At 62.9% G+C, this 20,473-nt stretch carries 19 protein-coding genes and 1 other RNA gene; 17 read left to right on the forward strand and 3 right to left on the reverse strand.

The window, feature by feature from the left end; translation table 11 throughout:
- Positions 1-44: 44 nt before the first annotated feature.
- From rnpB to lpxC, 17 genes are all read left to right on the forward strand, one after another.
- An RNA gene (gene rnpB, locus N8H22_RS14795) (RNase P RNA component class A) lies at positions 45-404 on the forward strand.
- 293 nt (positions 405-697) lie between these two features.
- Positions 698-1,153: a division/cell wall cluster transcriptional repressor MraZ gene (gene mraZ / locus N8H22_RS14800; RefSeq protein ID WP_264591270.1), complete on the forward strand. Its 456-nt coding sequence runs from the start codon at positions 698-700 to the stop codon at positions 1,151-1,153.
- Entirely contained in the window at positions 1,150-2,097 is a 948-nt protein-coding gene (gene rsmH, locus N8H22_RS14805; protein ID WP_264591271.1) for a 16S rRNA (cytosine(1402)-N(4))-methyltransferase RsmH, read from the forward strand. Before mraZ ends, rsmH begins: the two co-directional genes overlap by 4 nt.
- Complete coding sequence (ftsL, locus tag N8H22_RS14810) at positions 2,094-2,384, forward strand: cell division protein FtsL (RefSeq protein WP_264591272.1); 291 nt, start codon at positions 2,094-2,096, stop codon at positions 2,382-2,384. Before rsmH ends, ftsL begins: the two co-directional genes overlap by 4 nt.
- Positions 2,381-4,108: a penicillin-binding transpeptidase domain-containing protein gene (locus N8H22_RS14815; RefSeq protein WP_264591273.1), complete on the forward strand. Its 1,728-nt coding sequence runs from the start codon at positions 2,381-2,383 to the stop codon at positions 4,106-4,108. The genes ftsL and N8H22_RS14815 overlap by 4 nt, the downstream gene beginning before the upstream one ends.
- Entirely contained in the window at positions 4,108-5,571 is a 1,464-nt protein-coding gene (locus tag N8H22_RS14820; protein WP_264591274.1) for a UDP-N-acetylmuramoyl-L-alanyl-D-glutamate--2,6-diaminopimelate ligase, read from the forward strand. Before N8H22_RS14815 ends, N8H22_RS14820 begins: the two co-directional genes overlap by 1 nt.
- The gene (gene murF, locus N8H22_RS14825) at positions 5,564-6,940 is read left to right on the forward strand and encodes a UDP-N-acetylmuramoyl-tripeptide--D-alanyl-D-alanine ligase (protein ID WP_264591275.1); all 1,377 of its coding nucleotides are present in this window, start codon (positions 5,564-5,566) and stop codon (positions 6,938-6,940) included. Before N8H22_RS14820 ends, murF begins: the two co-directional genes overlap by 8 nt.
- Positions 6,940-8,022 carry a phospho-N-acetylmuramoyl-pentapeptide-transferase gene (mraY, locus tag N8H22_RS14830; protein WP_264591276.1) on the forward strand — a complete coding sequence of 361 codons (1,083 nt, stop codon included), beginning with the start codon at positions 6,940-6,942 and terminating at the stop codon, positions 8,020-8,022. Before murF ends, mraY begins: the two co-directional genes overlap by 1 nt.
- Before the next feature lie 6 nt (positions 8,023-8,028).
- The gene (gene murD, locus N8H22_RS14835) at positions 8,029-9,372 is read left to right on the forward strand and encodes a UDP-N-acetylmuramoyl-L-alanine--D-glutamate ligase (RefSeq protein ID WP_264591277.1); all 1,344 of its coding nucleotides are present in this window, start codon (positions 8,029-8,031) and stop codon (positions 9,370-9,372) included.
- A complete protein-coding gene (gene ftsW, locus N8H22_RS14840; protein ID WP_264591278.1) occupies positions 9,372-10,598 on the forward strand; it encodes a putative lipid II flippase FtsW in 1,227 nt (408 codons plus the stop codon). Before murD ends, ftsW begins: the two co-directional genes overlap by 1 nt.
- Positions 10,588-11,658: an undecaprenyldiphospho-muramoylpentapeptide beta-N-acetylglucosaminyltransferase gene (gene murG / locus N8H22_RS14845; protein ID WP_264591279.1), complete on the forward strand. Its 1,071-nt coding sequence runs from the start codon at positions 10,588-10,590 to the stop codon at positions 11,656-11,658. The genes ftsW and murG overlap by 11 nt, the downstream gene beginning before the upstream one ends.
- Positions 11,651-13,111, forward strand: a complete 1,461-nt coding sequence (gene murC, locus N8H22_RS14850; protein WP_264591280.1) for a UDP-N-acetylmuramate--L-alanine ligase — start codon at positions 11,651-11,653, stop codon at positions 13,109-13,111. Before murG ends, murC begins: the two co-directional genes overlap by 8 nt.
- Positions 13,108-14,052, forward strand: coding sequence for a D-alanine--D-alanine ligase (locus N8H22_RS14855; protein ID WP_264591281.1), 945 nt, complete (start codon positions 13,108-13,110; stop codon positions 14,050-14,052). The genes murC and N8H22_RS14855 overlap by 4 nt, the downstream gene beginning before the upstream one ends.
- Positions 14,053-14,054: 2 nt before the next feature.
- Entirely contained in the window at positions 14,055-14,912 is an 858-nt protein-coding gene (locus N8H22_RS14860) for a cell division protein FtsQ/DivIB (protein ID WP_264591282.1), read from the forward strand.
- Positions 14,913-14,925: 13 nt separating this feature from the next.
- Positions 14,926-16,173, forward strand: a complete 1,248-nt coding sequence (gene ftsA / locus N8H22_RS14865) for a cell division protein FtsA (RefSeq protein WP_264591283.1) — start codon at positions 14,926-14,928, stop codon at positions 16,171-16,173.
- A gap of 47 nt (positions 16,174-16,220) precedes the next feature.
- Complete coding sequence (gene ftsZ, locus N8H22_RS14870; RefSeq protein WP_264591284.1) at positions 16,221-17,405, forward strand: cell division protein FtsZ; 1,185 nt, start codon at positions 16,221-16,223, stop codon at positions 17,403-17,405.
- A 114-nt stretch (positions 17,406-17,519) separates the two neighbouring features.
- Positions 17,520-18,431 (forward strand): UDP-3-O-acyl-N-acetylglucosamine deacetylase, encoded by a 912-nt coding sequence (lpxC, locus tag N8H22_RS14875; protein ID WP_264591285.1) that lies wholly within the window; start codon positions 17,520-17,522, stop codon positions 18,429-18,431.
- A gap of 94 nt (positions 18,432-18,525) precedes the next feature.
- Here the strand turns inward: lpxC and N8H22_RS14880 are convergent, their stop codons facing one another.
- From N8H22_RS14880 to N8H22_RS14890, 3 genes are read right to left on the reverse strand one after another with little or no spacing between them, the layout of a single operon-like run.
- Positions 18,526-18,657 (reverse strand): hypothetical protein, encoded by a 132-nt coding sequence (locus N8H22_RS14880; protein ID WP_264591286.1) that lies wholly within the window; start codon positions 18,655-18,657, stop codon positions 18,526-18,528.
- Between the two features lie 15 nt (positions 18,658-18,672).
- A complete protein-coding gene (locus N8H22_RS14885) occupies positions 18,673-19,074 on the reverse strand; it encodes a Rho termination factor N-terminal domain-containing protein (protein ID WP_264591287.1) in 402 nt (133 codons plus the stop codon).
- 49 nt (positions 19,075-19,123) lie between these two features.
- Positions 19,124-20,443 carry a sorbosone dehydrogenase family protein gene (locus N8H22_RS14890; protein WP_264591288.1) on the reverse strand — a complete coding sequence of 440 codons (1,320 nt, stop codon included), beginning with the start codon at positions 20,441-20,443 and terminating at the stop codon, positions 19,124-19,126.
- Positions 20,444-20,473 lie beyond the last annotated feature (30 nt).

The raw sequence follows: 20,473 nt of genomic DNA on the forward strand, positions 1-20,473 counted from the left end.
TCCTCCTTGCGATTGATGATTCGCGACGGTACTCTGGCGCCCGGAGAGTCGATCGGACAGTCGCTGTCTCTTTTTGTTCCGACAAGAGGGGAGGGAGGAAAGTCCGGGCTCCATAGGGCAAAGTGCCAGGTAACGCCTGGGAGGCGCGAGCCTACGGAAAGTGCCACAGAAAATAACCGCCTAAGTGCTTCGGCGCCGGTAAGGGTGAAAAGGTGCGGTAAGAGCGCACCGCGCGGCTGGTAACAGTCCGCGGCTAGGTAAACCCCACTTGGAGCAAGACCAAATAGGGATCCATTGGCGTGGCCCGCGCTGGATCCGGGTAGGTTGCTAGAGGCAGTCAGCGATGGCTGTCGTAGAGGAATGGCTGTCCTCGACAGAACCCGGCTTACAGATCGACTCTCCGACTTTTCCCTTCGCTCCTTCCTGTTTTTAATTCCGAAACAGTATTGCTCTTAATAAAGTACTTTAACTTTGTTGAGTAACTTCCTGCGCCTCCTTGGTTTCGCTTCCCGATTTCTGTCTCTTCCTTCCGCTTGATGTCTCTAGGCTTCGTAAATTACCGCGGGATAAGGCTTTTTCCCGTCAGGCTTGCCTTGACGGTGGGGCGTGAGCATTTCTATAGTGCGCGCAAGTGGTAGAAAGTGGCACGAAGTGGGTTTATATGGGCATGGATAGCTAATTCAGGGGAAGCGCAGCCGTGTTTCGCGGAGCCAACGCCATCAGTCTCGACGCCAAAGGCCGGCTCGTTATGCCTAGCCGGTATCGTGACGAGCTGAATTCGCGTGGTGAGGGCCAGCTGATCGTCACGATCGATGCCGTGGATCGCTGTCTCTGTGTGTATCCGCTGCCCGAATGGGAACTGATCGAGGCGAAGCTGCGCGAGCTGCCCTCGTTGCGTGAAGAAACCCGCCGGTTGCAGCGTCTGCTGATCGGTAATGCCGTGGACGTCGAGATGGACGGCAGTGGCCGGGTGCTGGTGCCGCCGCGTTTGCGTGAATACGCCCGACTGGACAAGCACGCCATGCTGGTCGGGCAGCTCAACAAGTTTCAGCTGTGGAACGAGGACGACTGGAATGCGATCTCTGACGCGGACCTGGCGGCCATCAAGCAACCCGGCGGTCTGCCGGAAGAACTACGTGACCTTATCCTGTGAGCCAGATCAGCGCCCTGCGACATATCACCGTGTTGCTCGACGAAGCCGTCGCGGCGCTGGCTGTGCGTCCGGCTGGGCGATATCTGGACGGAACCTTCGGTCGCGGTGGACATAGTCGGCTCCTGCTTCAGCAGCTCGGGCCCGATGGCCGGTTGCTGGGGTTCGACAAGGACCCGCTAGCCATCGCTACGGGGCAAGCATTGGCGGCCGAAGACGGCCGCTTTGTCGTTGTGCAGAGAAGCTTTGCGGAACTCGGTGACGAAGTGGCGCAGCGCGGCTGGACCGGGACCTTGAGCGGCATTCTGCTGGACCTGGGCGTTTCCTCTCCGCAGCTGGATGACCCCGAGCGAGGCTTCAGCTTTCTGAATGACGGTCCGCTGGACATGCGCATGGACCCCTCGCGTGGCGTCAGCGCGGCTGAGTGGATCGCTCAGGCGAGTGAGGATGATATCGCCCGAGTCTTCAAGGACTACGGCGAGGAGCGTTTTGCCAAGCGCATGGCACGCGCGGTAGTGCAGCGGCGACAGGAAAAGCCGTTCGAGCGCACCGCCGACCTGGCCAAGGTGCTGACCGACGCCAATCCTGCCTGGGAGAAAGGTAAGAATCCGGCGACGCGGGCGTTCCAGGGGCTACGCATCTACATCAACAACGAACTGGGCGATCTAGAAACCGGTCTCGACGCGGCGCTTGAGGCGCTCGAGGTAGGTGGGCGGCTGGTGGTAATCAGCTTTCATTCCCTGGAAGACCGGATCGTCAAGCAGTTCATGCGCCGGCACGCCAAAGGCGAAGCGGACAAGTTGCCGCGCGACCTGCCAATCATTCCCAAGGCGTTCGAGCCTCGCCTGAAACTGATAGGAAAGCCGCAATTCGCCTCCGATGCCGAGGTCAAGGCGAATCCTCGTTCGCGCAGCGCCGTCATGCGCGTCGCGGAGAAAGTGCGATGAACCGCCGCCTTTCCGCCATGCCGCGTGGCAGCCTGCTGATGCTGGTGCTGTTCATCGGCGTGCTGGTGTCCGCGATTGCCGTGGCCTACAGCGCGCACTGGAATCGTCAGCTGCTTAATGAGCTATATGGCGAGCTGAGCGTGCGTGACAAAGCACAGGCTGAGTGGGGGCGACTGATTCTCGAGCAGAGCACCTGGACGGCGCATAGCCGTATCGAAGCGCTGGCTAGCGAGCAGCTCAAGATGCACATTCCCGCTGCGGCGGATGTTCGGTTGGTGGCGCCATGAGGCTCGAGGGCGCGCTCTATCCCTGGCGATTCCGCATCGTCCTGGCTCTGCTCGCATTGCTGGTGGGGGTGATTGCCTGGCGTATCGTCGATCTGCAAGTGATGGATCAGGCCTTTCTGCAGGGCCAGGGTGATGCGCGCAGTGTTCGCCATATCCCGATTCCTGCTCACCGCGGTCTAATCACCGACCGTAATGGCGAGCCGCTGGCCGTCAGTACGCCGGTTACCACGCTGTGGGGCAACCCGAAGGAGCTACAGGCGGCGCGCGGGCGTTGGGCTGAGCTGGCCAAGGCGATCGGCCAGGACCCGACTGCCCTTTCGGAGCGGTTACAGCAGCAAGCAGCGCGGGAGTTCACCTATCTGGTGCGGGGTTTGACTCCCGAACAGGGACAAGCCGTACTCGATCTCAAAATTCCGGGTGTGTACGCCCAGGAAGAATTTCGCCGTTTCTATCCGGCAGGCGAAGTGGCCGCGCACCTGGTTGGCTTCACCGACATCGATGACCGTGGGCGCGAAGGCATGGAGCTGGCCTACGATGAGTGGCTGGCGGGAGTGCCAGGCAAGCGTCAGGTGCTCAAGGATCGTCGTGGGCGCCTGATCAAGGACGTCCAGGTGGTCAAGAATGCCAAGCCGGGCAAGCCGATGGCGCTGTCGATCGACTTGCGGCTGCAGTACCTGGCTCACAGCGAACTGCGCAACGTCGTTCAGGAATACGGCGCCAAGGCGGCGAGCCTGGTGATGGTCGACGTCAAGACCGGCGAAATCCTCGCCATGGCAAACCAGCCGACCTATAACCCCAACAACCGCCGCAATCTGCAACCGGCTGCGATGCGTAACCGAGCAATGATCGATGTGTTCGAGCCCGGTTCCACCGTTAAGCCATTCAGCATCGCGGCGGCGTTGGGAACCGGCAAGTATCAGCCGGATTCGGTGGTCAATACATTGCCGGGATGGATGCGTATCGGTCGCTACACCATCCGCGATGTCTCGCGCGGCGGCATGCTGACGCTCACCGGAATTCTGATGAAGTCGAGCAACGTCGGCATCAGCAAGATCGCTCTGGATATCGGCGCTGAGCCGGTCTATGCGGTAATGCAGCAGGCTGGCTTCGGTCAGGATACCGGGCTCGGCTTTCCGGGCGAGCGTGTCGGCAATCTCCCCAATCATCGCAAGTGGCGCGAGGCCGAAACCGCGTCGTTGGCCTATGGCTACGGTCTTTCTGTCACGGCCGTTCAGCTTGCCCATGCTTATGCCGTGCTTGGCAACGAGGGGGTGAACGTCCCGCTTTCGCTGCTGCGGCTCGATCGCAAGCAGGAAGGCGTGCAGGTCATCGATCAGAAGATCTCCGGAATCGTGCTGCAGATGCTGCGCGCTGTCGTGGAAGAGGAAGGCGGCGGTGGTGCGCGAGCGCAGGTGCCCGGCTATCACGTAGGTGGCAAGAGCGGAACGGCGAAGAAGATTTCCGGCACCGGCGGTTACACCAAGGATGCCTATCGGTCGTTCTTCGCCGGCGTGGCGCCGCTGTCGAACCCGCGCATCGCTGCGGTGGTCGTGGTCGACGAGCCGAGCAAGGGTCAGTACTACGGTGGCCTGGTGGCGGCGCCAGTGTTCGGCAAGGTCATGGCGCGCGCATTGCGATTGATGAATGTGGCGCCGGACAACCTGCCGCCGCCAACAGAAGTTCAGACCGCCGAAGCGGCGGCTGGCAAAGGAGGGCGCACCTGATGCCGATGCCACTGAACCAATTGCTGCCCCAGGCTGATAGCCCGGTCCTGATCCGCGAGCTGACCCTCGATAGCCGCAAGGTGCGTCCCGGGGACCTGTTTCTAGCCGTGCCAGGCTTGCAGCAGGATGGCCGCAGGCATATCGACGATGCTGTCGCGCGCGGTGCTGCGGCCGTTGCCTATGAGTCGGAAGGCGTCGAGCTGCAGCCGGTCGGCGACGCCGTGCTGGTGCCGGTTCGCCAGCTTGCCAGCCAGCTTTCGGCGATTGCTGGGCGCTTCTACGGCGAGCCGAGCCGGAGCCTGCATCTGATCGGCGTGACAGGCACGAACGGCAAGACCAGTGTCAGCCAGCTGGTCGCCCAGGCGCTCGATCGTCTCGGCGAGCGCTGCGGAATCATCGGCACGTTGGGCACAGGCTTTTATGGCGAGCTGGAGCTGGGACGCCATACCACTCCCGACGCGATTGGTGTGCAGGCCACGTTGGCCAATCTGAAAAAGCAGGACGCGCGAGCGGTGGCGATGGAGGTTTCCTCCCATGGGCTCGAGCAGGGCCGCGTGGCTGCCCTCGACTTCGACGTCGCGGTGTTCACCAATCTGTCGCGTGATCACCTCGATTACCACGGCACCATGGAGGCTTATGGCGCCGCCAAGGCCCGCCTGTTCGACGTACCCGGGTTGCGCTGCCGGGTGATCAATCTGGACGACGCCTTTGGCCGCGTGCTGGCAGCGCAGTCACATGAGTCGCGCTTGATCACCTATAGCCTGGACGACAGTTCGGCCTACCTGTACTGCCCGGACGCGCGGTTGGATGACGATGGCATTCACGCACGGTTGGTCACGCCGCAGGGCGAGCGCTCGCTGCGCAGCCCGCTGTTGGGGCGCTTCAACGTCAGCAACGTGCTGGCGGCTATCGGTGCACTGCTGGGCATGGACTACCCGCTGGATGAGATTCTTGCCGTGCTGCCCGAGCTACAGGGGCCTGCCGGACGGATGGAACGCCTGGGTGGCGGCGATCGACCGCTGGTCGTGGTCGACTACGCCCATACGCCCGACGCACTGGAGAAAGTGCTGACCGCGCTGCGTCCGCATGCACGCGGCAGGCTGGTCTGCCTGTTCGGCTGCGGCGGCGAACGTGATCGCGGCAAGCGCTCGCTGATGGCGCAGGTCGCCGAGCGGCTGGCCGATGCGGTCATCGTCACCGACGACAACCCGCGCAACGAGCCTGCCGAGCAGATTCTGGATGAGATCCGTCAGGGCTTCCGCCAGCCCGAGCGAGCGATTTTTACCACTGGACGTGGCGCCGCAATCGCCGCCTGCATCGCGCGCAGTCAGCCAGACGATGTCGTTCTGCTCGCCGGCAAGGGGCACGAGGACTATCAGGAAATCTGCGGTGTCCGCCAGCCATTCTCCGATCTCGACGAAGCCCGCAAGGCGCTATCCGCCTGGGAGAAGCACGATGCTTGAAGCGATGCGCCTGAGCCAGCTGCGCGAGCCCCTCGCCGGGCGTCTGGTGGGTGATGACGCCTGCTTCACGGCAGTAAGTACCGACAGCCGCGGCATTCAGCCGGGGCAGTTATTCATCGCGTTGACGGGCCCGCGCTTCGATGGCCACGCCTATCTTCGCGACGTGGCAGCCAAAGGCGCGGTCGCTGCATTGGTCGAGCGTGAGATCGAAGGTGCGGGGCTGCCGCAGTTGGTAGTGGCGGATACGCGGATTGCCCTCGGGCAGCTCGGGGCCTTGAATCGTGCTGCCTTCAACGGGCCGGTGGCGGCAATCACCGGTTCCAGCGGCAAGACCAGCGTCAAGGAGATGGTGGCCAGCATCCTGCGTGCCGCGTACGGACAAGACGCCGTGCTGGCCACCCGCGGCAACCTGAACAACGACCTCGGCGCGCCGCTGACGCTGCTCGAACTCTGCCCCCAGCATCGCGCTGCGGTCATCGAGTTGGGCGCCTCGCGCCCAGGCGAGATCGCCTACACCGTGGGACTGGTCCGTCCCCATGTCAGCCTGATCACCAACGCTGGCACCGCGCATGTCGGCGAGTTCGGTGGTCCGGAAAAGATCGTCGAGGCCAAGGGCGAGATCCTCGATGGGCTGGCCGCAGACGGTATTGCCGTGCTCAACCGCGACGACAAGGCCTACCCGGTTTGGGCCGCACGGGCTGCCGGCAAGCGTATCGTCAGTTTTGGCCTGCAGAATCCGCTGGCGGATTTCTATCCGGGTTCGATTGCCTTCGACATCCGTGGCTGCGTCAATTTCGTGCTGACCGGACCGCGTGGTGCCGTCCGGGTCCAGCTCAACCTGTTGGGGCGTCACAGCGTCGCCAATGCCCTGGCCGCGGCGGCTGCCGCGCATGCACTGGGCATTTCACCCGAGGCGATCGTTGCTGGTCTCGAGAACCTGGAACCGGTCAAAGGGCGTGGCGTGGCCCAGATGCTCGGCAACGGCGTGCGTCTGATCGATGACAGCTACAACGCCAACCCCGCATCGATCTGCGCGGCAATCGATGTGCTGGCTGGCTTTTCCGGTCGCACCATCCTTGCGCTGGGTGACATGGGCGAGCTGGGTGAGTGGGCCGAGCAGGGACATCGTGAGGTCGGCACCTATGCCGCCGGCAAGGTCGATGCGCTCTACGCGGTCGGACCGCTGATGGCCCATGCCGTCAATGCCTTTGGCGCCGGCGGGCGTCATTTTGCCGATCAGGCGAGCCTGATCGAGGCGCTGCGCGTCGAGCAGGGCAGCGCCACCACCATCCTGGTCAAGGGTTCGCGCAGTGCGGCGATGGACAAAGTCGTCGACGCCCTGTGCGGGTCTGTTATGGAGAAACATTGATGCTGCTGCTACTCGCCGAGTACCTGCAACAGTTCCACAAGGGCTTCGCGGTCTTCCAGTACCTGACCCTGCGCGGCATCCTTGGCGTGCTCACCGCGCTGGTGTTGTCGCTGTGGATGGGGCCTTGGCTGATCCGGACCCTGCAACTGCGGCAGATCGGCCAGGCGGTGCGTACCGATGGCCCTCAATCGCACCTGTCCAAATCCGGTACGCCTACCATGGGCGGCGCTCTGATTCTCAGCGCCATCACCATCAGCACACTGCTCTGGGCCGACTTGTCCAACCGCTATGTCTGGGTGGTGCTCGCGGTGACGCTGCTGTTCGGTGCAGTCGGCTGGGTGGACGACTACCGCAAGGTCATCGAGAAGAACTCGCGTGGCCTGCCGAGCCGCTGGAAGTATTTCTGGCAGTCGGTGTTCGGCATCGGCGCGGCGATCTTCCTTTATATGACGGCGCAGACGCCGGTAGAGACGACCCTGATCCTACCGCTGCTGAAGGATATCGAGATTCCGCTGGGTATCGGCTTCGTCGTGCTGACGTACTTCGTCATCGTCGGGTCGAGCAATGCGGTGAACCTCACCGATGGCCTCGACGGCCTGGCGATCATGCCAACGGTTATGGTCGGCGGTGGCCTGGGCATCTTCTGCTACCTGTCAGGCAACATGAACTTCGCCGAGTACCTGCTGATTCCCTACGTGCCGGGGGCCGGTGAGCTGATCGTATTCTGCGGTGCCCTGACCGGCGCTGGCCTGGGCTTTCTCTGGTTCAACACCTATCCGGCTCAGGTATTCATGGGCGACGTCGGCGCCCTGGCGCTGGGCGCCGCGCTGGGCACCATCGCCGTCATCGTTCGCCAGGAAGTGGTGCTGTTCATCATGGGCGGCGTTTTCGTGATGGAAACACTGTCGGTGATGATCCAGGTCGCCTCCTTCAAGCTGACCGGCAAGCGGGTCTTCCGCATGGCGCCGATCCATCACCATTTCGAACTCAAAGGCTGGCCTGAACCACGGGTGATCGTGCGCTTCTGGATCATCACCGTGATCCTCGTGCTGATCGGTCTTGCCACGTTGAAACTGAGGTAACAGAGAGTGCTCATCGCTTCCGACCAGTTCCGTATCGTTGTCGGCCTCGGCAAGAGCGGCATGTCCGTGGTTCGCCATCTGGCGCGCCGCGGGCTGCCGTTTGCGGTCGCCGACACGCGCGCGAACCCGCCGGAGTTGGACACGCTCAAGGCGCAATACCCTCAGGTCGAAGTACGTTGCGGCGAGCTGGACGTAGAGTTCCTCTGCCGTGCCAGCGAACTGCTGGTCAGCCCCGGGCTGGCCGTCAGCACTCCCGCGCTACAGGCTGCTGCCGCGCGCGGTGTGAAGCTCTCCGGCGATATTGATCTGTTCGCCCGCGAGGCCAAGGCGCCGATCGTCGCGATCACCGGCTCCAACGCCAAGAGCACGGTTACCACGCTGGTTGGCGAAATGGCCGCCGCGGCAGGGCGTAAGGTCGCTGTGGGTGGCAACCTGGGCACGCCGGCACTCGATCTGCTTGATGACGATGTCGAGCTCTACGTGCTAGAGCTGTCGAGTTTCCAGCTGGAAACCACGGACCAGCTGAACGCCGAGGTCGCTACCTGCCTGAATGTCAGCGAAGACCACATGGACCGCTACAGCGGGCTGCCGGCTTACCATCAGGCCAAGCACCGCATTTTCCGCGGAGCGCGGCAGGTGGTGATCAATCGCGATGACCGTCTGAGCCGGCCGCTGATCGGCGAAGATGTACCGGTCTGGTCGTTCGGCCTCGGCAAGCCGGATTTCAAGGGCTTCGGTTTGTTCGAGGAGCGTGGCGAGAAGTACCTCGCGTTCCAGTTCGAAGCGCTGATGCCGGTCGGTGAGTTGAAGATCCGCGGTGCACATAATCAGGCCAATGCCTTGGCAGCATTGGCGTTGGGGCATGCGGTCGGCCTGCCGTTCGACGCAATGCTGCAGACGCTGCGTTCGTTTGCCGGGTTGCCGCATCGCTGTCAGTGGGTCGGTCAGCATCAGGGCGTCGCGTTCTACGACGACTCCAAGGCGACCAATGTCGGCGCGGCGCTCGCGGCGATCGACGGTCTTGGTGCCGACATCGACGGCAAGCTAGTGCTCATCGCTGGCGGTGACGGCAAGGGCGCCGATTTTTCCGCTCTGCATGCACCGGTTGCGCGCTTCTGCCGTGCGGTGATTCTGCTCGGGCGCGATGCCGATCAGCTGGCTGTCGCGCTGGATGGTGCCGCGCCGCTGCTTCACGTGAGCTCGTTGAACGAGGCGGTACAGCAGGCGACCGCATGCGCCAAGACCGGCGATGCAGTGCTGCTCTCACCGGCTTGCGCCAGCCTCGACATGTTCAAGAATTTCGAGGAGCGCGGCCGTCTGTTCGCCGCAGCGGTGGAGGCGCTCAGCTGATGTTGGCCTTCCTGCGTACCGCACCTTCGCCACTGTTCGGCCCTCGCGGTCTGGATCTGGACTTCCCGCTGCTGGCCGGCTGCCTGGCGCTGCTCGGCCTGGGCCTGGTCATGATCACTTCGGCGTCCTCCGAGGTGGCGGCGGTGAACGCAGGTAACGCGCTGTATCACATGAGTCGTCACCTGGTGTACGTGGCGCTCGGCCTGGGGGCAGCGGCGGTGATGCTGCTGGTCCCTGTATCCACCTGGCAGCGGTTGGACTGGATGCTGCTGCTGGCTGCCTTCGGCCTGCTGATCCTGGTGCTGATTCCAGGTATCGGCCGCGAGGTGAACGGTTCGATGCGCTGGATCGGCTTCGGTGCCTTCAACGTGCAGCCGTCCGAGCTGGCGAAGGTGTTCGTGGTGATCTACCTCGCGGGATATCTGGTGCGCCGTCAGGAAGAGGTACGTGAGAGCTTCTGGGGCTTCGCCAAACCGTTCCTGGTATTGCTGCCGATGGCCTTCCTGCTGCTTATGGAGCCGGACTTCGGCGCCACCGTGGTGATGATGGGCTCGGCGGTGGCCATGCTCTTTCTCGGCGGCGTCGGGCTGATCCGCTTCAGCCTGCTGGTTGCCGCGGCCGTTGGCGCGGTGTTCGTGCTGGTGCAGACCCAGGAGTATCGTCTGCAGCGCCTGATCACCTTCACCGATCCGTGGGCCGACCAGTACGGCGCCGGCTACCAGCTGACGCAGGCGCTGATCGCCTTCGGGCGTGGTGAGTGGTTCGGTGTCGGACTGGGCAACAGCGTGCAGAAGCAGTTCTATCTGCCCGAGGCGCATACCGACTTCGTGTTCTCCGTGCTGGCCGAGGAACTGGGCATGGTCGGCGCGTTGCTGACCATTCTGCTGTTCGCTTTCGTCGGTGTGCGTGCGCTGTACATTGGTCTGCGCGCGGAAAAGGCTCGGCAGTTCTTCGCCGCCTATGTGGCGTGGGGCATGGCATTCCTCTGGCTCGGCCAGTTCCTGATCAACGTTGGAGTGAACGTCGGCCTGCTGCCCACCAAGGGATTGACCCTGCCGTTCCTCAGCTACGGCGGCAGTTCGCTGGTGGTGACCTGCGCAAGCATGGCGCTGCTGCTGCGTATCGAATGGGAAAGCCGCACGGTGCTAGGCAGCGAGGATGTCGAGTTCAGCGAGGCGGACTTCGACGAGGCGCCGGCCGCCAAGGAGGTCGCCCATGGCCGCTAATGTATTGATCATGGCCGGCGGGACCGGCGGCCACGTTTTTCCTGCCCTGGCCTGTGCCCGGGAGTTCCAGGCGCGCGGTTATGCCGTGCATTGGCTGGGAACGCCGCGCGGCATCGAGAACGAGCTGGTGCCGGCTGCCGGCCTGCCTTTGCATCTGATCCAGGTCAGTGGGTTGCGCGGCAAGAATCTGCTGGCGCTGCTCAAGGCACCTTGGCAACTGTTCCGATCGCTGCTGCAGGCGCGGCGGATCATCAGCGAGATCAAGCCGGTCTGTGTACTCGGACTAGGCGGTTATGTCACCGGCCCGGGCGGCCTGGCGGCGAAGCTTGCCGGCGCGCCGCTGATCATTCACGAGCAGAACGCCGTGGCCGGGACCGCCAATCGCAGCCTGGTGCCGTTGGCTCGTCGTGTCTGCGAGGCCTTCCCGGATACCTTCAAGGCCAGCGACAAGCGTCGTACCACCGGCAATCCGGTGCGCGAGGAACTGTTCCTCGAGACACCGCGCGATACGCTGACCGGCCGTCGTCCGCGTCTGCTGGTTCTGGGGGGCAGTCTGGGTGCCGAACCGTTGAACAAGCTGCTGCCGGCCGCGCTGGCTCAGGTGTCGGCGGAGTTGCGCCCCGAGGTGTTCCATCAGGCTGGCAAGCAGCACGCCGAAATCACCAAACAGCGCTACGTCGAGGCGGGAGTCGAGGCCGAGGTCGCGCCCTTCATCAAGGACATGGCGCGGGCCTATGCCTGGGCGGACCTGGTGATTTGCCGTGCCGGAGCGCTAACCGTCTGCGAGTTGGCGGCTGCCGGTCTGCCGTCGTTCCTCGTTCCGTTGCCCCATGCAATCGATGATCACCAGACACGCAACGCCGAATATCTGGCGAAGGAAGGCGCTGCCGTTCTTCTGCCACAAGCCAAGACTGATGCCGCCGTGCTTGCCGCACGGCTGACCGAGGTAATGATGCAGCCGGAAAAACTCAAGGCCATGGGAGCCACCGCACGCCGGCTGGCTCGGCCGGATGCCACCCGTCGCGTGGTCGATATCTGTCTGGAGGTGGCCAATGGCTAAGTCTCCCGCAGCCGTGAAAGCCGAAGTGCGGCGCATGCGGCGCATCCGGCGTATCCATTTCGTCGGTATCGGCGGTGTCGGCATGTGCGGCATCGCCGAGGTGCTGCTCAACCTGGGCTATGAAGTGTCCGGCTCCGATCTCAAGGAGTCGGCGAGCACCGAGCGTTTGCAAAGTTTCGGCGCGCAGATCTTTATCGGCCATCAGGCCGGCAATGTCGCCGGCGCCGATGTGCTGGTGGTGTCCAGCGCGATCAATGCGGCCAACCCGGAAGTGGCGTTGGCGCTGGAACAACGCATTCCGGTGGTACCACGAGCCGAGATGCTTGCCGAACTGATGCGCTATCGCCACGGTATCGCGGTCGCCGGTACGCACGGCAAGACCACGACCACCAGCCTGTTGGCGTCGGTGTTCGCCGCCGGCGGCCTGGACCCGACCTTCGTCATCGGTGGTCGCCTGACTGCGGCCGGCACCAATGCACAGCTCGGCAGCAGTCGTTACCTGATCGCCGAGGCGGACGAGAGCGACGCCAGCTTCCTCCATCTGCAGCCGATGGTGGCGGTGGTGACCAATATCGACGCCGACCACATGAGCACCTACGGCGGTGACTTCGGCAAGCTGAAGAGAACCTTCGTCGAGTTCCTGCACAACCTGCCGTTCTACGGTTTGGCGGTGCTCTGTGTCGACGACCCGGTCGTGCGCGAAATTATTCCGCAGATTGGTCGCCCGACCACTACCTATGGCGTCAGCGAGGACGCCGACGTGCGGGCCATCAACATCCGTCAGGAAGGTATGCGGACCCATTTCACGGTGCTGCGTGCCGGCTGCGAGCCGCTGGATGTCTCGGTGAACATGCCGGGCAACCACAACGTGCTCAACGCCTTGGCGACCATTGCCATCGCAACTGACGAAGGCATTGACGACGAGGCCATCGTGCAGGGCCTGTCGCAGTTCGAGGGCGTCGGTCGGCGCTTCCAGGTCTATGGCCAACTGCCGGTCGAAGGCGGCAGCGTGATGCTGGTGGACGACTACGGCCACCATCCGCGCGAAGTGGCGGCCGTCATCAAAGCCGTGCGCGGCGGCTGGCCGGAGCGACGCCTGGTGATGGTCTACCAGCCGCATCGTTTCAGCCGTACTCGTGATCTGTACGACGACTTCGTGCAGGTGCTGGCAGATGCCAACGTGCTGTTGCTGATGGAAGTGTATCCGGCCGGCGAGGAGCCGATTCCCGGCGCCGATAGCCGCCAGCTGTGCCACAGCATTCGGCAGCGTGGTCAGCTCGATCCGATCTACGTGGAGCGGGGCAGTGATCTCGCGCCGGTGATAAAGCCGTTGCTGCGTGCCGGCGACATCCTGCTCTGTCAGGGTGCCGGTGATATCGGTGGCGTGGCCCCGCAACTGATCAAAAGCCCCCTGTTTAGCGGCGCCGAAGGTACCGCGAGGAAGAATTCATGAGTGCCCTGCAATCGACCCGCGCCCCGCAGGCTTTCGGCCGTGTCGCCGTGCTGTTCGGTGGCAAGAGCGCCGAGCGCGAGATCTCCCTGAAATCCGGCGCGGCCGTGTTGGAAGCGCTCTGTGCGGCTGGTGTGGATGCGTTCGGCATCGATGTCGGTGACGATCTGCTGCAGCGTCTGGGTAGCGAACGTATCGACCGCGCATTCATCGTCCTGCATGGCCGCGGCGGCGAGGATGGCAGCATGCAGGGCCTGCTCGAATGTGCCGGCATCCCTTACACCGGGAGCGGCATACTGGCTTCAGCTCTGGCGATGGACAAGCTGCGGACCAAGCAGGTCTGGCAGAGTCTCGGCCTGCCGACACCGCGTCATGCCGTGCTGGCCAGCGAGGATGACTGTCACGCTGCCGCCGCAGCACTGGGCTTCCCGTTGATCGTCAAGCCGGCCCATGAAGGCTCCAGTATCGGCATGGCCAAGGTCGCCGGGATTGCCGAACTGATCGCTGCGTGGCGGGCTGCGAGTGCCTACGACTCGCAGGTGCTGGTCGAGCAGTGGATTCAGGGTCCCGAGTTCACCATCGCCGTCCTGCGTGGCGAGGTACTGCCGCCCATCGGGCTGGGTACCCCGCACAGTTTTTACGACTACGACGCCAAGTACCTGGCCTCCGATACCCAGTACCGCATTCCCTGTGGACTCGATCCTGCCAAGGAGCAACAGCTGAAGGAACTCTCGGCGCGGGCCTGCGAGGCAGTGGGTGTGCGCGGCTGGGCACGGGTCGACGTGATGCAGGATGACAACGGCGATTTCTGGCTGCTGGAGGTGAATACCGTGCCAGGCATGACTGACCACAGTCTAGTGCCGATGGCTGCACGGGCGGCTGGGCTGGACTTCCAGCAACTGGTGCTGAGCATTCTGGAAGACAGCGTCGGAGCGGGGAACTAAGCATGATCACCACGCTGCGTCATTCGCAACCCGGAGGCGGCCGCACTTCGCGCAAGCCGGCGCCGCGTGGGGCGAGTCGCCTGGTGGAACGTGAGCCGTTGTCTGCGCGCCTGCCTCGGCCAAGCCTGGGCGGAATCAAACGCTTCGTCTGGCCGCTGTTGCTGGTTGGCCTGGCGGTCGGCCTCTACGAGCTAGGGGAACGTCTGTTGCCTTATGCCGATCGGCCTATCACCAAGGTCAGCGTGCAAGGCGAGTTGAGCTATGTGGCTCGAGACGCGGTACAGCAGCGCATCGCACCATTCGTCGAGGCAAGTTTCTTCAAGGTTGATCTGAATGCCTTGCGCCACGACCTCGAGCAGATGCCCTGGATCGCCCATGTCGAGGTGCGCCGCGTATGGCCGGATCAGGTGCAGGTGAGTCTGGAGGAGCAACTGCCGATCGCCCGCTGGGGCGACGAGGCCCTGCTGAACAATAAGGGGCAGGCTTTCGCGCCGAATAACCTCAATCATTATGAACACTTACCGCAATTGCATGGTCCGAAGCGGGCTCAGCAACGGGTCATGCAGCAGTACCAGATGCTCAGCCAGATGCTTCGGCCGCTGGGCTTCTCCATCGCAAGCCTGGAACTGCGGGAGCGGGGCAGCTGGTTCCTGACCACCAGCCAGGGCATCGAGCTGTTGCTGGGACGGGACCACGTGGTGGAAAAAATGCGCCGTTTCAATGCCATCTATCAAAAGGCGCTGCAGACGGAAAGCGAGAAAATTGCACGGATCGACCTGCGTTATGCCAACGGCCTGGCCGTTGCCTGGCGTGAGCCGATCCCGGCGGCGACGGACATGACCGTCGCCGTGAAGAATTGAGGAACGAAACAAAATGTCTAGCGTGCAAAGCGGCAAGATGATCGTCGGTCTCGACATCGGCACCTCTAAGGTGGTCGCGCTGGTGGGCGAGGTGACGGCCGACGGTGAACTGGAGATCGTCGGCATCGGCACTCATCCGTCCCGCGGCCTGAAGAAGGGCGTGGTAGTCAACATCGAGTCCACCGTGCAGTCGATCCAGCGTGCCGTCGAGGAGGCCCAGCTGATGGCCGGCTGCCGTATTCACTCGGCCTTCGTTGGCCTGGCCGGCAACCATATCCGCAGCCTGAACTCCCATGGAATCGTGGCGATTCGTGACCGCGAAGTCAGCAGTGCGGACCTCGAGCGCGTGCTCGATGCCGCTCAGGCGGTGGCGATTCCTGCGGATCAGCGCGTGCTGCACACGCTGCCGCAGGATTACGTGATCGACAATCAGGAAGGCGTGCGTGAACCCTTGGGCATGTCCGGGGTACGCCTGGAAGCCAAGGTGCATGTCGTGACCTGTGCGGTAAATGCTGCGCAGAACATCGAGAAATGCGTGCGTCGCTGCGGTCTGGAGGTTGACGACATCATTCTCGAGCAGCTGGCCTCGGCGCACGCGGTACTGACCGATGACGAAAAGGAGCTGGGCGTGTGCCTGGTGGATATCGGCGGCGGCACTACCGACATCTGCATCTTCACCGAAGGGGCGATTCGCCATACGGCGGTGATCCCGATCGCCGGTGACCAGGTCACCAACGACATCGCGATGGCCCTGCGCACCCCCACGCAGTACGCCGAGGAAATCAAGATTCGCTATGCCTGCGCACTGGCCAAGCTGGCCGGCGCCGGCGAAACCATCAAAGTGCCGAGCGTGGGTGAGCGCCCGCCGCGCGAGCTATCCCGTCAGGCCTTGGCCGAAGTGGTGGAGCCGCGTTACGACGAACTGTTCACGCTGATCCAGGCCGAGCTGCGGCGCAGCGGTTACGAAGATCTGGTACCGGCCGGCATCGTGCTGACCGGCGGCACGTCGAAGATGGAAGGTGCAGTCGAACTGGCCGAAGAGATTTTCCATATGCCGGTACGTCTGGGCGTTCCGCATACGGTCAAGGGACTGAATGACGTGGTGCGCAATCCGATATACGCAACCGGTGTCGGCCTGCTGCTCTACGGTCTGCAAAAGCAGGCCGATGGTGTCGGCCCGCGCGGTACCGGCAGCTTCAACGAAGAAACCAAAACATCTGTTCTGGATCGGCTCAAAGGCTGGATCCAGGGCAATTTCTAAGCAGTACGCGGCAACTCAAAACTAGAAAGCTGGAAGGAGAGAGGGAAATGTTCGAACTCGTAGATCATACCCCGCAAAGTGCAGTCATCAAGGTCATCGGCGTCGGCGGTGGTGGCGGCAATGCCGTCAATCACATGGTCCGTAACAACGTCGAGGGCGTCGAATTCATCTGTGCCAACACCGACGCACAAGCGCTGAAGAAAATCGAAGCGCGTACCGTGCTGCAGCTCGGCTCGGCGATCACCAAGGGCCTGGGCGCCGGGACCAATCCGGACATCGGTCGCCAGGCGGCGATGGAAGATCGCGAGCGCATCGCCGAAGTGCTTGAAGGCGCCGACATGGTGTTCATCACCACCGGCATGGGCGGCGGCACCGGTACCGGCGCGGCGCCGATCATCGCGTCGGTGGCCAAGGAAATGGGCATCCTCACCGTTGCTGTGGTCACTCGTCCGTTCCCGTTTGAGGGCCGTCGCCGCATGCAGGTGGCCGACGAAGGCATTCGCGCGCTGTCCGAATGCGTCGACTCGCTGATCACCATTCCCAACGAGAAGCTGCTGACCATCCTCGGCAAGGACGCCAGCCTGCTGTCCGCCTTCGCCAAGGCTGACGACGTGCTGACCGGCGCGGTGCGCGGCATCTCCGACATCATGCAGCGTCCGGGTCTGATGAACGTCGACTTCGCTGACGTCAAGACCGTCATGGGCGAGATGGGCATGGCGATGATGGGCACTGGCTGCGCCACTGGTCCGAATCGTGCGCGTGAGGCCACCGAGGCGGCGATCCGCAACCCGCTGCTGGAAGACGTGAACCTGCAGGGTGCCCGCGGCATTCTGGTGAACATCACTGCCGGCCTGGATCTGTCCCTGGGTGAATATGCCGCCGTGGGTGAAATCATCGAAGCCTTCGCTTCCGATGAGGCCACCGTGAAGGTAGGCGCCGTGATCGATCCGGACATGCGCGACGAGCTGCACGTGACCGTGGTCGCTACTGGCCTGGGTCCGCGCAACGAGAAGCCGGTGAAGGTCGTGGACAATACTCTGCAGACCACCGTGGCTGCGTCCGCCCCGGTCGCGCCGCGTCAGGAGCAGGCTGCGGTGAACTATCGCGACCTCGAGCGTCCGACCGTGATGCGCAACCAGGCTCATGCTGCGGCTACCGCGGCGAAACTGAACCCGCAAGAAGATCTGGATTACCTCGATATTCCGGCCTTCCTGCGTCGTCAGGCCGATTGATTGAAGTTATCAGGAGTATTGGTGTGATTGGTGTTCAGCAAAGTTGGCATCTGCTATTATCGCCGGCAATTGTTGAAAACAATTCGCAACTAGTGCTATAGCGAACCAAAGGCCATGATCAGACAACGCACCCTGAAGAACATCATTCGCGCTACCGGCGTCGGCTTGCATTCGGGAGAGAAGGTTTACCTGACCCTGAAACCGGCACCGGTAGACACCGGAATCGTGTTCTGTCGTACCGACCTCAATCCGCCTGTCGAGATTCCTGCTCGGGCGGAGAACGTGGGTGAAACCACCATGTCCACGACGCTGGTCAACGGTGACGTCAAGGTCGACACAGTGGAGCATCTGCTTTCGGCGATGGCCGGACTGGGGATCGACAATGCCTACGTCGAGCTCTCCGCTTCGGAAGTGCCGATCATGGATGGCAGTGCCGGGCCGTTCGTATTCCTGATTCAATCAGCCGGTCTGCAGGAGCAGGACGCGCCGAAGAAGTTCATTCGAATCAAGCGTGAAGTGACCGTTGAGGAAGGCGACAAGCGTGCGACCTTCCTGCCGTTCGACGGTTTCAAGGTGAGCTTCGAGATCGATTTCGACCATCCAGTGTTCAAGGGCCGTACCCAGACCGCCAGTGTGGATTTCTCCAGTACTTCCTTCGTCAAGGAAGTCAGCCGTGCGCGAACCTTCGGGTTCATGCGCGACATCGAATTCCTGCGCTCGCATAATCTGGCTCTCGGCGGCAGCGTGGAGAATGCCATCGTGGTGGACGAGAATCGTGTGCTCAACGAAGACGGCCTGCGTTACGAGGACGAGTTCGTCAAGCACAAGATTCTGGACGCTATCGGTGATCTCTATCTGCTAGGTACCAGCCTGATTGGCGAATTCCGTGGCTTCAAGTCCGGGCACGCATTGAACAATCGTCTGCTGCGCACCCTCATGGCCCAGAAGGATGCGTGGGAGCTGGTCACCTTCGATGACTCTCAGACCGCCCCGATCTCCTATATGCGTCCGGCGGCAGCCGGCTAAGCAATACCTCTCTTCCTGAAATTCTTAAGCCACCTTCGGGTGGCTTTTTTTTGCCTATCTTTTGCGGTGGCTGGTCCAGCACCTGAGCATCACGTCAGCTGTTGTCGTTTTGCTCTGGCGGTTCTGGTTGCTCCGGATCTCCAAGCGGTAGCGGCTCGTCCGGTTCCTCGCGTTTGGGATTATCAGCGGCGGGTAGGTCGGGGAAGTGGTCGGTCTCGGTGGACATGGGCAGTTCTCCGGTTCAGCTAAGTGCACGGATCAGTTCGGCCTTGCGCATCTTCGAACGTCCTTGGACATCACGCTCGCGGGCCTTTTGCAGCAGTTCGTTGCGGGTCATGTCGCTGAGTGAGGTGCTGGCAGACTTCCCGCGCCCGCGTGCTGAGCCGCGATTGGGCGAATCGCCCTGGCGCGCTTTGGCGGCACGCTGGGCAGAGTCCTTGCGATCGGCCCGCTTGGCGATTTCGCTTTTCTTGCGCCCTGAACCGCCCTTGCGCTCGCCACCGCCGGATTGCTTGTTGACGGTCGCCCAGGCGCGTGCTTTGGCTTCCTGCTCGGGGACGCCTCGCTGTTCGTAGTTCTCCTCGATATGCTCCGCCTTGCGTTGCTGCTTGTCGGTGTACTTGGATTTATCCCCACGAGGCATGAGTGTTCTCCTTGGCCGATATTGCAGATAGGTGATTGCGGATAAGTCATCAGTTCGTCTGCGGCGTAACCCGCCAGATGACATTGCCGACATCGTCTGCCACCAGCAGGGCGCCTGCTTTGTCGACCGTCACGCCGACCGGGCGCCCCATGGCCTCGCCGTCTTCGTTGACGAAGCCGGTCAGCACATCCTCGGCGTGACCGGCGGGCTTGCCATCGCGGAAGGGAATGAAGACCACCTTGTAGCCACTGCGAGGTTTGCGGTTCCACGAGCCATGCTGGCCGACGAACGCACCGTTGGCGTAACGCTCCGGCAGCAGTTTGCCGTCGTAGAAGGCCAGCCCCAGAGAGGCGGTGTGGGCGCCCAGCGCGTAGTCCGGGACAATCGCCTTGGCCACCAGATCCGGACGTGGCGGTTTGACCCGCTTGTCGACGTGTTGGCCGTAGTAGCTGTAAGGCCAACCGTAGAAGCCGCCTTCCTGCACCGAGGTCATGTAATCCGGAACCAGATCACTGCCGATCTCGTCGCGCTCGTTGACGGTAGTCCACAGCGCTCCGCTATCGGGCTGCCAGGCCAGGCCGTTGGGGTTGCGTAGTCCGGAGGCGAAGAGTCGCAGCGTCCCGGCCTGAGGGTCCACTTCGAGAATGGCCGCGCGGTTCTCCTCAGCCTGCATGCCGTTCTCGGCGACGTTGCTGTTCGAGCCGCTGGTTACATAGAGACGCGAGCCGTCCGCGCTGGCGATGACGTTCTTGGTCCAGTGGTGGTTGATCGGGCCTGCCGGCAAGTCGACGACCTTCTCGCCTGACGCCCTGTCGAGATGCATGACGTCTTGCTGGTAAGGGAAGCGGAGCAATGCATCGGTGTTGGCCACGTACAGCTGATCGTCGACCAAGGTCATGCCGAATGGCGAGTTGAGCCCTTCGAGGAAGACGCTGCGCTGTTCCGGCTGGCCGTCGCCATCACGGTCGCGCAACAGGGTAATGCGATTGGCGCTGGGGGTACCGGAGCCTGCACGGGCCATGACCTTCTTCATGATCCAGCCGCGAATGCCCTGGCTGTCTTCCTTGGGCGGCGCGTCCGATTCGGCGACCAGCACGTCGCCATTGGGCAGTACGTAAATCCAGCGTGGGTGTTCCAGGCCGTCGACAAACGTGGCGACCTCCAGGCCGGGAGCGGCCTGCGGCTTGGCGCCCTCAGGCCAGCCCTTGGCAGGCGCGATGTTGACGGTGGGCAGCAGCGTCTTGTGCGGCTCCGGCAGCGCGGGGTTGGGGCCGTAACCGGACTCCACCGGTGCCTTCGCGGTATCACCGCAGCCGGCGAGAGTCAGGGCTAGGGTGGCAGTGGTCAGACAGGGGCGGGCAAAGCGCATGGTCGACTCCTGGCGCGGGCTTGTCCGATC

Source organism: Stutzerimonas sp. S1 (assembly GCF_025966695.1).
Taxonomy (GTDB): domain Bacteria; phylum Pseudomonadota; class Gammaproteobacteria; order Pseudomonadales; family Pseudomonadaceae; genus Stutzerimonas.

Excerpts from the sequence above, each read along its gene's own strand:
- N8H22_RS14885 (WP_264591287.1), bottom strand. The coding sequence starts at position 19,074 with ATGCCTCGTGGGGATAAATCCAAGTACACCGACAAGCAGCAACGCAAG.
- N8H22_RS14890 (WP_264591288.1), bottom strand. The coding sequence starts at position 20,443 with ATGCGCTTTGCCCGCCCCTGTCTGACCACTGCCACCCTAGCCCTGACT.
- lpxC (WP_264591285.1), top strand. The coding sequence starts at position 17,520 with ATGATCAGACAACGCACCCTGAAGAACATCATTCGCGCTACCGGCGTC.
- ftsA (WP_264591283.1), top strand. The coding sequence starts at position 14,926 with ATGTCTAGCGTGCAAAGCGGCAAGATGATCGTCGGTCTCGACATCGGC.
- N8H22_RS14860 (WP_264591282.1), top strand. The coding sequence starts at position 14,055 with ATGATCACCACGCTGCGTCATTCGCAACCCGGAGGCGGCCGCACTTCG.
- ftsZ (WP_264591284.1), top strand. The coding sequence starts at position 16,221 with ATGTTCGAACTCGTAGATCATACCCCGCAAAGTGCAGTCATCAAGGTC.
- murF (WP_264591275.1), top strand. The coding sequence starts at position 5,564 with ATGCTTGAAGCGATGCGCCTGAGCCAGCTGCGCGAGCCCCTCGCCGGG.
- murC (WP_264591280.1), top strand. The coding sequence starts at position 11,651 with ATGGCTAAGTCTCCCGCAGCCGTGAAAGCCGAAGTGCGGCGCATGCGG.
- N8H22_RS14880 (WP_264591286.1), bottom strand. The coding sequence starts at position 18,657 with ATGTCCACCGAGACCGACCACTTCCCCGACCTACCCGCCGCTGATAAT.
- ftsW (WP_264591278.1), top strand. The coding sequence starts at position 9,372 with ATGTTGGCCTTCCTGCGTACCGCACCTTCGCCACTGTTCGGCCCTCGC.
- N8H22_RS14855 (WP_264591281.1), top strand. The coding sequence starts at position 13,108 with ATGAGTGCCCTGCAATCGACCCGCGCCCCGCAGGCTTTCGGCCGTGTC.
- N8H22_RS14815 (WP_264591273.1), top strand. The coding sequence starts at position 2,381 with ATGAGGCTCGAGGGCGCGCTCTATCCCTGGCGATTCCGCATCGTCCTG.
- mraY (WP_264591276.1), top strand. The coding sequence starts at position 6,940 with ATGCTGCTGCTACTCGCCGAGTACCTGCAACAGTTCCACAAGGGCTTC.
- murG (WP_264591279.1), top strand. The coding sequence starts at position 10,588 with ATGGCCGCTAATGTATTGATCATGGCCGGCGGGACCGGCGGCCACGTT.
- N8H22_RS14820 (WP_264591274.1), top strand. The coding sequence starts at position 4,108 with ATGCCGATGCCACTGAACCAATTGCTGCCCCAGGCTGATAGCCCGGTC.
- ftsL (WP_264591272.1), top strand. The coding sequence starts at position 2,094 with ATGAACCGCCGCCTTTCCGCCATGCCGCGTGGCAGCCTGCTGATGCTG.